The sequence below is a fragment of the Enterococcus sp. DIV0210g genome, from assembly GCF_050559705.1.
GTDB lineage: Bacteria > Bacillota > Bacilli > Lactobacillales > Enterococcaceae > Enterococcus_B > Enterococcus_B faecalis_A.
The window spans coordinates 647,954-662,633 of sequence record NZ_CP187903.1 but is presented as its reverse complement, the minus strand read 5'-3'; the positions used below and the strand labels follow the sequence as shown (position 1 = coordinate 662,633).

The window sequence follows — 14,680 nt, the reverse complement described above, 5'->3', positions numbered from 1 at the left end:
TCCTCCATTTTACATCTAATGAATGCGTATAAAAAATTCTCTTTTTACAAAGTCATCATTCAATCATTTATAGTACATTACTGTTATTTTTGTTTATTATAGCATGCAAAAAAACACATATGAGAGATAGCCGAAGATTGTGCACAAAAAGGCAGACAAGGCGTACGTAGGTCATAATTAAGACAATTGATTAGGGTGCAAAAAATTTTAGTACGAGCATTTATTTCTGTGTATTCAACTTTCATTATCAGATGTACTGAAACGTTAATTTAACAGCATAAAAGCGATTATAATAACTGATATGTATATTAAAATAGTAGCGTATGAAAGAAAACTGATGTTAAGATGATTTCATGGACACGATTTGGTAGAATTTAACTACTAAGAAAAGGACGTGTCCAAGATGGCAAAAGCCAAGAAAAAATTTGATGAAGACTTTAAGAAGATGATTTTAGATTTAAACCAGTCTGGCCAATCGGTCGAGGAACTGGCAGAGCAATATGGTATCGCTACACAAACGATTTATCGCTGGAAGAAGCTTCATACAAAGAATGAAGCAACCGGCATGACTGAGGCAGAAATCCTAGCAATGAAAAAGGAAATGGCCCGCATGCAGGAGGAAAACACCATCCTAAAAAAGGCTTTAACCATATTCGCTCAAAAGTAAAAACGAGTGATGTCTTCGAATTTATTCAATCAAATGCAAATGATCATGACGTAAAACAGATGTGTACCGTTTTGGAAACACCAAAATCCAGCTACTATGACTGGAAGAAAAAGAAGCCTTCCAAACGCCAATCAGAAAACGAACGCCTAAGCCGCTTGATTTCGGGGATTTACTTTGAAAACAAGGGTATCTATGGTGCGCCCAAAATTCATAAGATTCTTGTTGGCCGCGGCGAAACCTTGTCCCTAAAGCGAGTACAAAAACTGATGAGAAAGTTGGGCTTACGTTCAATCACCCTCAAAAAATACAAGCCTGGCAAGCAAGCGAAAGTTAAAAGTGAAGGACGCAAAAACCTGTTAAACCAAGATTTCACCACTACGTCGATCAATCAAAAATGGGTGACAGATATCACCTATATTCATACCCTAAAAGATGGCTGGACCTACCTCTCCACTATCCAAGACCTCCACACAAAGAAAATCATCGGTTGGAAGTTTGGCAAGCAGATGACCAAAGAATTGGTCATCGAAACCCTTGACCATGCGCTCTTAAACCACATACCCTCCGAGAACCTAGTCATCCACTCAGATTTGGGTTCTCAGTACACCAGCGAAGCCTACGAGGTAAAGCTGAAAGAATTAAACATCCGGCACTCCTTCAGTCGTAAGGGCTGTCCCTACGATAATGCCGGTATCGAATCATTTCACGCATCACTCAAAAAAGAAGAAGTCTATCCATCAAAAGCGTATGAAAACTTTGAAGCCGCTCATTTAGCGTTATTTCAATACATTGAAGGATTTTACAATCGCAAGCGAATCCATAGCAGTATTAATTATTTAACACCAAATCAGATGGAGGAGTTGGCATTGCAGGCATAGTTCCTAGCTGCCACCTACATTTTTTTTGCGAGATTTCCACAGGGCTTCAACTTCATCGCTTCGATCAGCGGTCAAACGGTTTTGGTTTGACGGCTGGTCGAAACGATGAGATACTCGCCCGCCGGAATCTCGAAAAAAACTCTCGCAAATCGTGTCCGAGGTCTTGACTCAAATCCAAACTATTCATCACAAGACTATGTACCTTTTAACAAGAGGAAAAACTAAACAACACTGTTACTTTTTCTTGGTGTAAAAGGCTAACACAAAAAGGAGGCTGGATTTTGGATTGATTTATAGACCAAGATATGTAAGTTTAAGTAACAATAGTACTTAGGTTAAATGGGGGTTTAATCAAGGTCTTACAAAATAAATGGCTATAAATCAGTTAGTAAGAAGGAAAAACTAAAAAACCAAATCAATATACAGAAAATTTCTCTCATAGAATTTTATTTGGAGAGAAATTTTTTGTTTTTATAAATGTTTAATTCCACACATAAAACAGTTGCCTCCTCTCTCATATGATTGATTGCTAATGATTTTTTTTCTATTCTTCCTTTCTATGTTCCTCTTTTCGTACGTATTATCTTATATATTTTTTTCAACTATTTTTATGTTATGAAATGAGTTTCCAACGAAACATCTGTCTTTCATGATGCTAAAAAGCCATTTTGTGACATAACTGTTATTTTCTTCAATAAAAGTGGTATCTTAAAATCAAATACTAGAAAAAGGTTAATTAGATATGGAGGAGGAAATTTTGAATATCTATATATTGGAAGATAATTATCGACATAGAAACTACCTTACGTTAAAGCTGGCTCAGTTAGATGTGGCAAAAAAATACAATATCATTGTAATTGAAAATGAAGACATCCTAGATTTTTATAAACATGCTGATTCATTGGACATAAAAAAAGAGGATATATTTTTAATTGATATTGACTTAAATTGTCTACATACGGGGATAGATATTGCTGAAAAAATTCGTTTTGTAAGCAAAAATTGTTTTATTGTTTTTATCAGTAGTGATATGAGACATGGCGTAGAAATCATCAATCGGACAATTCGTCCATTTGCTTATTTGAGTAAACAGTTTCAAGGGACTGATACGTTAGAGAGTCAACTGCAATCTATTTTAAACAAGGTAGAAAAGCAGATAAAAAAAGAGGATCTTTTAGGAGAAAAAATCGTTATTCCTATGAGAGAAGAGGTAGAATTCATTGATTTAAATGAACTGAATTATATAGAAACAATTAAGGGAAATCGTTATGCGGTAAATGTTTATTATAGCTATGGTACTTCTTTTGTAAATAAAAGTTTTTCATTTTTCAGAAAAAATATCAATAATGACTTGATTTTTATGGGGTTAAAATCGTACATCATCAATACAGTAAATATAAAAAATATAAATAAAAAGGAATGTACTATTTTATTTGAAAATCTAGATAGCCTGTACTTAGGCAGAAAATTATTAAAAAAATTATTGGACTTTATGGAGAAGAATAATTAGACATAGGTGTAAAGGAGAACAGTAATGGCTACAAATACGAATAGCTTTTTTTTTGGTATGTTGATTTTTATAAATATAGCAATTTTCTATTTTTGGTTATTAAAACCGATACCATTAAAAAATATTAATAAAATCAAATGGCTATTTCCTCATTTCTTCTTATGTATAGTAATTCTAATAGCTAAAGTGCCATTTAGTATTATATTCATGCTTGTTATATTAAATATTTTCTATTGTTTTTATAAAATCTATCATAGTATAGGCAGAGCTTGGCTGTTAAGTTTAGTTTGTGTTGTCCTTATTAGTGCTAGTTTATTTTTGAGAGATGATTTAATGAACTATTTAAAAGTAGAATTGAACATATTAGAATCATCTGTATTAGAGATTTTTTTATATTCTTTTTTACTTATTTTTTTAACGTTTGCCGATAAAAAATATTATATATTGAAATATTTAGATACTAAAAAAAAGGGACATCTTTGGTTTTTGTCTATCTACACTATCTTGCTTTCAGTTGTAGTTACTGCAGTAAATTTTTTCCTTGATAGACATTTTACATCTTATTTTCTTGTTATTTCTCAGATATTTATCTTTTTTATGTTATCATTTGCTTCAATTATTTATATTATTAATTTAGAAGGCTATATGAACAAGGTCAAGTCTGATTTTCAGCTAAATATAGATAGAGAAAATTACTATCAAGAACTAGATGGATTCAGACATGACTTCAAAGCTATTTTATTCAGCTTATATACCTATGTCGAGGAAAAAAAGTTTTTGGAAATGAAAAATATTTTGGATGATATCAGTCAGTATTCCTTTAAAGCAATCGATAACAATCAATTATTGAACATTAACGATATACCGTTACGCAGCATGATCAATAACCTGCAAATTGAAGCAGAAGAAAAAAATATTGATCTCAAATTAAGTATCCCTGAAAAAGTAACTTTTGGAAATATAGAGATATTCGATCTCATACGGCTTATGTTTATAATCATAAATAATGCAATGGAAGCAAGTGAAAAAGAAAAAACGAGTATAAGTTTATCTATTACAAATGAAAGTAGAAAACATATACAAATTATTTGTAAAAACAAAATAGCGTCAATCCCCACCTCTCCTATTGAACACTTATTTCAGAGGAGCCGTTCAACTAAAGACGGGCATCAAGGAATAGGATTAGCTAATTTTGTGAAAATTGCTGATCAGTATAAAAATCTCTTCTATAATTTTGAAGTAAATACTCAAGAATACGAATTCATTGTAACAATCGATATCCTCCATTAGTAAATGTATAAAAAGTTGGGCAAAGATCCTAGAAAACACTGATGAGTTTCTAGAATCCTTGTCCAACTTTTTTGAAACGTTCAAGCGCAAGATACAACTATCTGACAAGGGGATTTATGACTTATATAATCTATTTCCGCTTTTAAAAAAAGAAGAAGCTTTCGCATTGGCTGCTATGAATAATTTCCCAAATAGTAAACATACACCTAATACTATGAATGTAGTAAGCGTAATTAAAATGTATATTTCATGGATACCTGCTTTTTCTAAGATATATCGGATTGGTGTAATCAATGGAAAATGCGCAAGGTAGACGTAGAAAGAGTACTTGCTATATTTCTTAAAAAATGAGAAAAATTTCCAGTTATAAACATGCTGATATATATATAAACATAGGTATATAGATATTAACTTAAAAGCAGCATCTAATTTAGTGAATCCATTTGTATCATAAAATAGATCACCTCCAAATTTTTTCTGTACATAGCATCCCCCTAAAAATAAGAATATTGCTAATAAAAAAACTAAGTGATTACGAAACTGGATATGATAACGATTCAATAAAACACCAATATAAAAACAAATCATATTGGTTAGAATCCTATAGAGGTATTCTGGCATATCTGGGTAATTTAGAGCAATAACAAAGAATAATAAAACCATAGCTGCTTGTAATAATTTATTTTTAAAAAAGAATAAATCAAGGACTCCTTGTAAAACAAATAAAAAGAAAAGCACATATAAATACCATAAGTAACTAAACGGTTTAACAAAAATCAATAGTAATATTGACCAGCTCATCGGTGGATGATTTAACAATTCACTACCAATTTGCTGCATAATGATATACGCTATTGACAGTCCAAAAAAGGGAAACATCAGGTATTTGAATTTTTTAATAATTAATTTTTTGAATTCCGACACTGATGCAGGTCGTCGATATAAATATCCTGAAAAAGCGAAAAAAACAGGCATAATGAACATAAAGATTATCACCATGCTATTTTCTAAGTAATTTAGATTTCCTGAAGAACTATGAATATAAACATTATTTATGACGTGAACAAGGACGACAAATGACATAGTCACTACTTTCCCAAAATCTATCCACTCAATTCTTTTATTCAAAAAAACACCTCACTTAATTTGTAGAACAACATCTCATAAAAGTAAGAGAAAATCCAAATTGGAATTTTCATTTGATTTATGAGAAAAATAGATTATTTGGTTATACTTGAAGCGTTTGCTTCCATAATCCGAGTGATTTTTCTATTGTCTCCCCAAATCGCTTTTGAATCGTATGGGCGATCTTGAAATGCACCGTATTTTAAGTTGAGTGCATAGTTATTTTCTTTAATAAATCGTTCGACACGATCCGCAAGTTTTTCTGGATAGCCAGAGCAGATTTCAATAATTCCTGTAACCTCGCTTTGAGAAATTGCAGCAGCAACATACGTACAAAAATCAACATAATCGATAAAATCATATTGGTTTTGTCCCATTGTAAAAGGTAACTCTTTTTCCCCCAATTCGGCTAAAGCCGTAATTTTTGAAAAAATAGAAGAACCATATTTTGAGTTTCCGACTATATAATAGCCTCGCAACCATTGAAACTCAAAATCGTATTTTTTAGTTAAACTGTCCACTAACTCGCGAAGCGCCCTTTTCGTAATGCCATAGGGTGTCACTGGATGACAAGTAGTATTTTCATTAATACACCCCTCAAAAAAACCAATTTCATGCATGCTTCCTAATACCGCAATTCTTTTTACGCCGGATTCTATCATCTCTTTTAAAAATTTATAGTGATTTGCTAAATCTACTATATGGGAATTAGAGTAATGTTTAAAGCCATCTCTCCAAGCAAGATGAAGCAGAATATCTGGTTCACCAAAAAAATCATAGGGATTTTCGACTTCAAAAATATTACAATCGATTTTTTGTGCTCGATCATCAACATATTGTGTGGATAAATCTGTTCCAACCACTTCATGATTTCTGTCTAAAATAGCCGTAACAATTCCTTGTCCTAAATATCCATTTGCTCCTGTAACTAAAACTTTCATCTCTATCACATCCTATTTGAAAATATTATAAAACTTAAAAAAACGTATATATCTGATGATTTTGAGTTATTCTAAAAAAGCTTTAATTAAATACTCAAAAATCAACTTTCCTAGATAGTTTTTGTGTATTTGAGCTGATAAATCCAAAAATCGCTATTCCAGCTCCCGAGCTTATGACACTTTCCGTAAAAAAACTCAATATTAAATAAAAAGCTAACAATCCCATTCTTTTGCTTGCTTTATTGTCGATAGTATCGTTCAACATATTAAAAATAATCAATGCAAACATAGCGATATACAACAAACAACCGAAAATACCAAATTGAGCAAGTATCATCGAGATATAGCTGTCTGCACCATATTGATGGGAATCAAACAAAAAACCGTACGTCCTGCTTAAGCCATACAACACGTATATTGGTGAGTAAGAAGTGAAGGATGTATTTGAGCCATAACTAGCAAAACCCGCACCAAAAGGAAAATGATCTTTTGCTATTTTTACTGCAGTTGTCATGATTAAAGAACGGGCAGAACTTTCCTGGCTAAACATTTTGTTATAGATCGTATCTGAAAAAAAATAATAAACTATACTCAAGGAGCCCAGTATTCCTAAAATTTTTTGACTAATCGGTATCTTCATTTGGTGTTTAAAAAAATTGTATAGGCTATATGATACGGCTATGATAATTAACTTTGTTCTCATCGTGGACAACATCAAAAGGAAAGCCATTCCTTTATAATGCTTGTCTTTGGGATCTGTAATCAGTGCCCACCCTAAAAAGGCAAGAGTCCCTAAATAGGTTGGATGAGGATATAACAACTGTTGAGAAGGAAACCCAAACCTTATATCTAGTGTCGGGAAAACATGCATCGGTATATTGATGAGCAGTAAAATAAAATTAACAAATGCTATTATTTTTAAGTTGGCTAAAAAAAACTGGATTAGGTCTTTTTTTAACGTGTCAGAAACAAATAATTGAATAGATATATATAAAATAAAAAACCTGCTAAATAGAAATAAATCAATTAAAATAGGTTTTATTGGTTGATAAGCATACACCAGCCCACTTAGTATACCGATAACAATTGTTAGAAGAAAAAGTCCCAAGATAGAAATATTTATTCTCGGCATTTTTTTTACAAACAAGTTGGGGATAGTCATAATAAGCTTCAAAAGAAGGAGTAAAATCAAACTATTGACTAATGAAAGTTCTTTTATAATTGGAAAATATTTTTCGATCCATAAATAGTTCAATAAATAGAAAATCGTAAAATAATAAAAGTACGCCTCCATTTTTTTCATTTAATCCCCCCCTTTTTCATTATGGTTTAAAGCTTATAACCAAAATCCAGTACTCCTTGAGTATCTAAAATAATTTTGTCTTTAATCAAATCAATATTTTTATTGATATGTGTATGACCTGTCATAACGACAATAAAATCAACTGAATCAACAAAACACGCCAAGTTCATTTATTCTTTCCATCGAACGATCATCTCGAACGTAAAATAAGTTAAAATCGTTCATTGCTTTTTTTAGTCTTTTTTTGTCTTTTTCATCTAATGGACCAATTGATTGAGAATACATATATATAGGCTTTTTTAAAACTTTTCTATATAAGTTTAATAATAAAAGCTTTTTTTCTATTCCATAAAAACTATTGATGTACCCGCCAGGCGCACTAATGACAGCATCAAATTTTTTGAACAAAGGATTGATCAGCAGCAGCAAACTTAAATAAATAGTATTTATAACTGGGATTTTTGTGATCCTTCTTTTGGTTAACGGAGACTTTATCCAGTTTTTTTCTGGATATTTCCTTTTAACTTTTTGGTAGTGGAAAGTAGAATAATAGACAGTGTCTCCTCGATTCTCAAATTCTTGTCCTATCGAAAAAATCAGGGCTGCATCGCCATTGTTCAATGGAACGGCATTTTCAATCAATACTTTCATTTAAATTTCTCCCTGATGACCATTTGAGCAAATCTCGCATTCCCAATGATATATCGGTCAAACATTCTGATGGGTTCTTGGATAAACCTGTAAAACCATTCCATCCCAATCTTTTGGATCCATCGAGGTGCTCGTTTCGTTTTTCCAGAGTAGATGTCAAAACTTCCACCCACTCCCATAATGAAAGGAATCTGTAATTCTTCTTTGTAGTTTTCAATCCAAATCTCTTTTTTAGGACTAGAGAAACCTAAAAATAATATATCTGGCCGAGCTTCTTTTATATCGGCAACTACTTTTTTCTCATCCAAATAGTAGCCATTTTGATAACCAGCAATTTCTAAAGTTGGATGATCATTTTTCAAACGTGCGACCATTTCCTCAAGAGATTTTTGTGTTGCGCCAAGAAAATAAATACGGTAATTTTTCTGTTCACTGATTTCCAGCAATCGGTAAAATAAGTCGACTCCTGTAATTCTTTCTTTTATAGGAATATGGAGGATTTTAGCGGCCCAGATGATAGACATGCCATCCGCATTTACGAAATCTGCATTATTGATGATTGCTTTCAATTTAGCGTTCTCTTCCATCAAATTGATTTTATTCGCATTAATCGATACCTGGTAGACAGAACGCTTTTTATCAATATTTTCCGTTATTTTATCTAGCGTTTCATTTAATGTAAAAGAATCGATAGCTGTATTTAAAATACTGTGTCTCATATGTTTAAGAACTATCTCCTTATTCTATTTATTATTTTTTTCAGAGTTCTTTTCATTCCATAATTGGTAAGGATATAGTAAGCATTAAGCGGCTTATTGAATAACACCATTGGATATACTTTTATTGCTTTTGCAGGTTGTGGAATGTCAACATAGCCAAATTCTTTTAGAATAGAAAAATCAAACGTCAATATAGAAAATTTCAAAAACATTCGATTTAAAATATTTCCCCCATGAACAGTTTCTAACCACATTGGTTTATTCACTTCTAAATAATTTGTATCAAATAAATTTATGATTTCCATGTGGTTATAATCTAATATGGTTTTTACACTTTCTTTTTCATTCCAAAACAATGTAGAAAAATGATTGTTTGGAAAATGATAATTCGTCATCACCTGTTTGTTTAGGTCATATTGGATACCATCTGGGAAAATCAATACCTCAGCTTTTTTATTAAAATGGATATTTTTTTGAATGATTTCAACAAATCGAATATTAAGTGCATCATCATTATCAAGACGTGTGGTAACCACGTTTCCATTCCTATTTTCTTGTAAGTAGCGGAGTAAAACATCATGAAAATCCTCTTCTTTACTTTGAAACAGAGGTTTTAAATTAGGAACCTGTTCTTGTATTCGTTCAATTTTGTTTCTGAAAAAATCAGGTGTTTGATCACTAAAAAGTACAAGCCATTCGAAATTTTTATTCGTTTGCTTTTGTATGGAAGGTACAGTGTTTTTCTCAAATATAGAGAATCGATATTCAAGATAATTCACATCTGTTCCCACATCGATTTGTTTAACATCTGTATTTATCGTCTGACCAATAAACGGAATATTGAACTTTGTAATCAAATAATGATTGATTTTGTTTTGTTCTGTTGGCATTCTTAGTACGATCCCTCCCCAGTGAATAAGACCTTGAATGTTTTGAAAAATATTTTAGCATCCATTAAGATGTTGTAATGTTCGATATATTCAACATCCAATTGAAGCATTTTTTCAAAATCGACATTGCTTCGTCCACTCACTTGCCAAAGCCCAGTACATCCAGGCTTTACTTGCAATCTTTTTTTCTGGTACTCAGTGTATTGAAAAACTTCTTTTTCTAAAGGCGGGCGAGGCCCGATCAAGCTCATATCTCCCTTGATAACATTGACTAATTGTGGAAATTCATCTAAACTTGTCCTCCGCAAAAAATGCCCAACTCTCGTGACTCTTGGATCTTCCTTTATTTTAAATAGTGGTCCTTTTTGTTCGTTAAGTTCTTCTAGTTCTTTTAATTTTTCTTCCGCATTTACGACCATACTGCGAAATTTATACATGATAAACGGCTTCCCATCTTTTCCCATTCGCCTTTGCTTAAATATGACTGGCCCGTGAGGATCATCTATTTTTACTGCTAAGATAATGATTATCCACAACGGAATAAAAACGATTAGTGTAATCAGGCTAAATAGAATATCAACAGGATACTTTATTAAACAGTATTTATTTTTCATACTTAGCTTTTCCTTACTTAATAATATTGATAATTAGATTTATTATTTATCTTTTCTCCCGAATAAACGACACCAAGAATATTTGCATTGACTAGCATCAGCTGCTCAGCCATCGTGTCTATATCTTGATTCGTGGTTTTCCCGTCTCGAACAACGAGTACTACGTCTTTTATTTTTGAGGCAAGTACTTTTGAATCTGCCATACCTAAGACTGGCGGCGTATCAAAAATAACAAAATCATATTTTTCACTTGCGGTTTCAAACAACTCATCAAAACGACTCGAGTTAAATAGTTCAGCAAGATTATTGGTATTCGGTCCACTAGGGATGATTTCTAAATTTTCAATTTTAGTTGAACAGACCGCATCTTCGAAATCGATTCTTCCGTTTAAAAAATTTGATAGTCCCCAACTATTAGGCAGATTAAATGTTTCATGAACCGTTGATCGCCGGATATCTCCGTCAACGAGGAGTATTTTTTTATTCGCGCGAGCAAATGTTACTGCCATATTTGCAGTACAAGTTGACTTGCCTTCACTCGGTCTAGCTGATGTAAACATCATGAAATGGCAACTTTGTTTATGCTTATAAAGAAAATCGATGTTGGCCTTAATAGATCTATACTGTTCTGAGCAAATATCGTTAGGATCCACCTGAGCAATCAACGCACATCGTTTGATTTTCTTTTTACTTTTACTCATGTTCTCTTCTCCTTTTTTTGCGAGGCACTGTATCAGATCTAGAGAAGAATTTCGTTGTCTCTTCAATGATTTGTCTATGTCTTTTTTTCGTTTGGAAGGGTATTTCTCCTAAAATGACAAAATTATGTTTTTCTTTTATTTCTTCTGGAGATTGTATTTTATTTCCAAAAATAGAAAGAATACTTGTTAGGATAGTGGTAATAAGAAATCCTATAAATGCCCCCGCCATGATATTGATTTTTTTATTTGGTGAGATTGGTGTATATTCAGCTGCTGCGTCCGAAATTATCGTTATTTTATTCTTGCTAATAACATTCGGAACTTCTTTAGCAAAAATTTGTGCAGTTATATTAGCTGTGTCTCTAGCTTCTACAGGATCATCTGAAGTTACCTTGATTGAAAATATTTGAGAATCTTCTGTCTGCACGACATCGATCATTTTTTTCAACTCACTTATTTTGGGAGATTCACCATGGATTTTTTGGTACTCTTTGTTGACCTTTGTTAATATAAAATTACTTTTTATAAATACTTTATAGGTGTTGATCATCTGCAGCTCAGCATTGATGTAACTTTGTGAATTCTGATCTTCTAGCGTTTCTAACTGGTTAGGAATAACATCTACTTGCGAACTGTATTTAGGAGAAATAATAAAAAATGTAAAAAATACAGAAATTAGAACCCCTATGCCGATTCCAACGATTGAAAGCCATGCATTCTTTTTAAAATCTAAAAGCAGCTCTTGTATGCTTAGTTGGTTTTTCATAAAAATATCTCCTTGGGTCTAACGGGCATATTCGAATATAGAGGGTTTTTCATAAGAATGGCCGTGGATGTATTTTAGAATATTTACTATTCTGTCACTTGCTTTGCCGTCACCATAAGGGTTGACTGCTTCAGCCATTTTTCTATAAGTTTCTTTATCCTCAAGCAGATGCGTCAATGCTTGGTATACTTTCTCTTCATCTGTACCGATCAATCTCAAAGCACCGGTTTTAACTCCTTCATCTCTTTCTGTCGTCTCTCTTAGAACTAAAACAGGAACATTTAAAGTTGGTGCTTCTTCTTGGATTCCTCCAGAATCGGTCAATATCAAATAACATTCAGCCATAAAGTTATGGAATTCTTTTACATCTAAAGGTTTTGTTAGATGAAAGAGGGGATTGTGACTGAAATATTGATTGGCTAGATTTACGATTTGAGGATTTCGATGAACGGGAAAATAAAATTCAAATTCCGGGTTTTCTTTAGAAAAGGCAGAAATTGCACGAAAAACTTGTTCCATCGGCTCTCCTAAATTCTCTCTTCTATGCATAGTGATCAATATTTTCCGCTTAGATTCTTTCATGAATAACTTTTTCTCAGATGAAAGAGTATAGTTTAAGGCATCGATTGCGGTATTTCCTGTGATGAATATTTTTTCTTCAGGAACGTTCTCCGCTATCAAATTCAATTTTGTTTCTTGTGTTGGACAGAAAAACAAATCAGCCATGCCGTCTACTAATTTCCGATTCATTTCTTCCGGGAATGGCGAATATTTATGAAATGTTCTTAGTCCAGCTTCTACATGAGCTACTTTTATTTGTTGATAAAAGGCTGCAAGAGAACTAGCAAATGTTGTCGTTGTATCACCATGAACGAGCAAATAATCTGGTTGTTCTTCTTTTAAAATAAGTTCAAGTTTTGTTAATATTTTAACGGTGATCGAATACAACGTTTGTTTCATCTCCATGATGTTTAAATCATAGTCTGGACGAACATCAAACACCTCTAATACTTGGTCCAGCATTTCTCTGTGTTGACCTGTAACTACCAATTTGATATCCAAAGTGTTATCTTTTAAGCACTCTTTGTACAATGGCAACATCTTTATTGCTTCAGGACGTGTCCCTATCACCATCAATAATTTCATCTTTGTTCCTCAATTCTTGAAATCTTTTTTGTAAATAAATTTTTTAAATAAATATTAAATGTTACTGCCAAAAAAATAACCATACCTATCAGAACCTGCAGCATTGTTTTAAAAAAAGAGTCATCGATTTGTTGTGTTATTGCTGTAGTTAGTACATACATCAAAAGCCCTGCACCAATAAAAAATGATAGTTTGTATACATTAAAACGAAAGCCTGCTTTTTTTAAAGAAGAAAAGCGTAAGACACAAATCACAAATTGTCCTAGGATATAAGAGAAAGAAGCGCCAAATATGCCGTATAAAGGAATGCTGACTAAACTAGTAATCAGCGTTGCTGCTATCCCAAAAAGAAGGCTTTTATTGTAGATTCCCATCTCATTTCTCGGAATGAGATATTGAGTGGCAATCGTGTTATAAAAAGCTTGTAAAATAATCGATAATGCAAGAATCGGCACCACTTTGTTCATCAAAGAAAAACCAGGACCAAAAAACCAATGGATCAATGATTGATTGATCGTGATGATTCCAAAAAACATAGCAACTGCTAAATACATTTGAAACAGCAGCGACTGCTCTAAAACAGCTAGAAACTGTTTTTCGTTCTTTTTTTTACTGTACAATTTGCTCATATACGGAATCATTACTGCATTTAAAGAATTCAATACACCACCAGACATCAATACCAGCACTAAGGAATTACTATATATCCCTACCATGGTCATGGTTGAAAAAATGCCTAACATTGTTTTGTTTACGTTATTGAATAACGTCGTACTGATTTTCCCTAAAAAATAAATTACGGCTAATTTAAAATGACTAAAAATCTGCTTCATTTTCGGTAATACAAACTTGATTTTTTTTCTTAGAAAACAGACAAAAATAAACTGAGAAAAAAACATGGATCCTGATTGCAGCAATACATATTTCGTAAAATCCGTTTCTTTTTTGATGAAAAGCAGAATGAAGATAAATGTGATGATCTTGATCAATACATTTCCATAAGCGATTCGCTTAAAATCGGAAATCCCTAAGAAAAACCATGAGACATCAAATGCTACGCCTATTAATGCTAAGGACAACAGGTAAAAATAAAGCTTATAAGGAAGCCATAACCACGTAATAAGAAGATATAAAACTGTAGTACCCACCACAAAAAACAAATTAAATAACTCTAATTCCCAAAATTTCTGCGACATTTTATCTAAGTCATCACTTACCACAGCTATTTCTTTTGTTCCATAATTGGCTAGACCTAAACCAGCGATGAGAATAAAATACGAGACAATTGAGTATACATAGTTCCAAACGCCTACCCCATGAGCACCAAAGACTCTTGTAATGATTGGCACTGTAATAATAGGGATAATCATGGAAGTGAGTTGGTAAATTGTTTGATAGATAAAATTTTTTTTCATTGTTTCCTTCCACTCTAATAGCCGATTAACTGGTGGAAAATTCTCTTTCCACCAATCAATCAGC

The 14,680-nt window shown here is 32.5% G+C and carries 14 protein-coding genes; 3 read left to right on the top strand and 11 right to left on the bottom strand.

What is annotated here, in order from left to right; translation table 11 throughout:
• Positions 1-403 precede the first annotated feature (403 nt).
• From IGI64_RS03260 to IGI64_RS03250, 3 genes are all read left to right on the top strand, one after another.
• Positions 404-1,545 (top strand): IS3 family transposase gene (locus IGI64_RS03260; RefSeq protein WP_430596444.1). Its coding sequence is split into 2 segments (ribosomal slippage): positions 404-632 and positions 632-1,545, totalling 1,143 coding nucleotides; the frame shifts between segments, so codons are not numbered across the junction.
• A gap of 757 nt (positions 1,546-2,302) precedes the next feature.
• The gene (locus IGI64_RS03255) at positions 2,303-3,055 is read left to right on the top strand and encodes a LytTR family transcriptional regulator DNA-binding domain-containing protein (RefSeq protein ID WP_429939470.1); all 753 of its coding nucleotides are present in this window, start codon (positions 2,303-2,305) and stop codon (positions 3,053-3,055) included.
• Positions 3,056-3,079: 24 nt separating this feature from the next.
• Positions 3,080-4,345: a GHKL domain-containing protein gene (locus tag IGI64_RS03250; protein ID WP_429939469.1), complete on the top strand. Its 1,266-nt coding sequence runs from the start codon at positions 3,080-3,082 to the stop codon at positions 4,343-4,345.
• A gap of 114 nt (positions 4,346-4,459) precedes the next feature.
• On the opposite strand, the gene IGI64_RS03245 is transcribed toward IGI64_RS03250, so the two are convergent.
• From IGI64_RS03245 to IGI64_RS03195, 11 genes are all read right to left on the bottom strand, one after another.
• Positions 4,460-5,473 (bottom strand): acyltransferase family protein, encoded by a 1,014-nt coding sequence (locus IGI64_RS03245; protein WP_429939468.1) that lies wholly within the window; start codon positions 5,471-5,473, stop codon positions 4,460-4,462.
• 92 nt (positions 5,474-5,565) lie between these two features.
• The gene (locus tag IGI64_RS03240; RefSeq protein WP_429939467.1) at positions 5,566-6,411 is read right to left on the bottom strand and encodes an NAD-dependent epimerase/dehydratase family protein; all 846 of its coding nucleotides are present in this window, start codon (positions 6,409-6,411) and stop codon (positions 5,566-5,568) included.
• Positions 6,412-6,505: 94 nt separating this feature from the next.
• The gene (locus tag IGI64_RS03235; RefSeq protein ID WP_429939466.1) at positions 6,506-7,714 is read right to left on the bottom strand and encodes a hypothetical protein; all 1,209 of its coding nucleotides are present in this window, start codon (positions 7,712-7,714) and stop codon (positions 6,506-6,508) included.
• Positions 7,715-7,861: 147 nt separating this feature from the next.
• Positions 7,862-8,365 carry a polysaccharide pyruvyl transferase family protein gene (locus tag IGI64_RS03230; protein ID WP_429939465.1) on the bottom strand — a complete coding sequence of 168 codons (504 nt, stop codon included), beginning with the start codon at positions 8,363-8,365 and terminating at the stop codon, positions 7,862-7,864.
• Positions 8,362-9,084 carry a WecB/TagA/CpsF family glycosyltransferase gene (locus IGI64_RS03225; RefSeq protein ID WP_429939464.1) on the bottom strand — a complete coding sequence of 241 codons (723 nt, stop codon included), beginning with the start codon at positions 9,082-9,084 and terminating at the stop codon, positions 8,362-8,364. Before IGI64_RS03225 ends, IGI64_RS03230 begins: the two co-directional genes overlap by 4 nt.
• An 11-nt stretch (positions 9,085-9,095) precedes the next feature.
• A complete protein-coding gene (locus IGI64_RS03220) occupies positions 9,096-9,974 on the bottom strand; it encodes a glycosyltransferase (protein ID WP_429939463.1) in 879 nt (292 codons plus the stop codon).
• Between the two features lie 2 nt (positions 9,975-9,976).
• On the bottom strand, positions 9,977-10,588 hold the full coding sequence (locus IGI64_RS03215) for a sugar transferase (RefSeq protein WP_429939462.1): 612 nt from the start codon (positions 10,586-10,588) through the stop codon (positions 9,977-9,979).
• A gap of 17 nt (positions 10,589-10,605) precedes the next feature.
• Positions 10,606-11,289: a CpsD/CapB family tyrosine-protein kinase gene (locus tag IGI64_RS03210; RefSeq protein ID WP_429939461.1), complete on the bottom strand. Its 684-nt coding sequence runs from the start codon at positions 11,287-11,289 to the stop codon at positions 10,606-10,608.
• On the bottom strand, positions 11,282-12,055 hold the full coding sequence (locus tag IGI64_RS03205) for a YveK family protein (RefSeq protein WP_429939460.1): 774 nt from the start codon (positions 12,053-12,055) through the stop codon (positions 11,282-11,284). The genes IGI64_RS03210 and IGI64_RS03205 overlap by 8 nt, the downstream gene beginning before the upstream one ends.
• An 18-nt stretch (positions 12,056-12,073) precedes the next feature.
• Positions 12,074-13,201, bottom strand: a complete 1,128-nt coding sequence (wecB, locus tag IGI64_RS03200; protein WP_429939459.1) for a non-hydrolyzing UDP-N-acetylglucosamine 2-epimerase — start codon at positions 13,199-13,201, stop codon at positions 12,074-12,076.
• Positions 13,198-14,616, bottom strand: coding sequence for an oligosaccharide flippase family protein (locus IGI64_RS03195; protein WP_429939458.1), 1,419 nt, complete (start codon positions 14,614-14,616; stop codon positions 13,198-13,200). The genes wecB and IGI64_RS03195 overlap by 4 nt, the downstream gene beginning before the upstream one ends.
• Positions 14,617-14,680 lie beyond the last annotated feature (64 nt).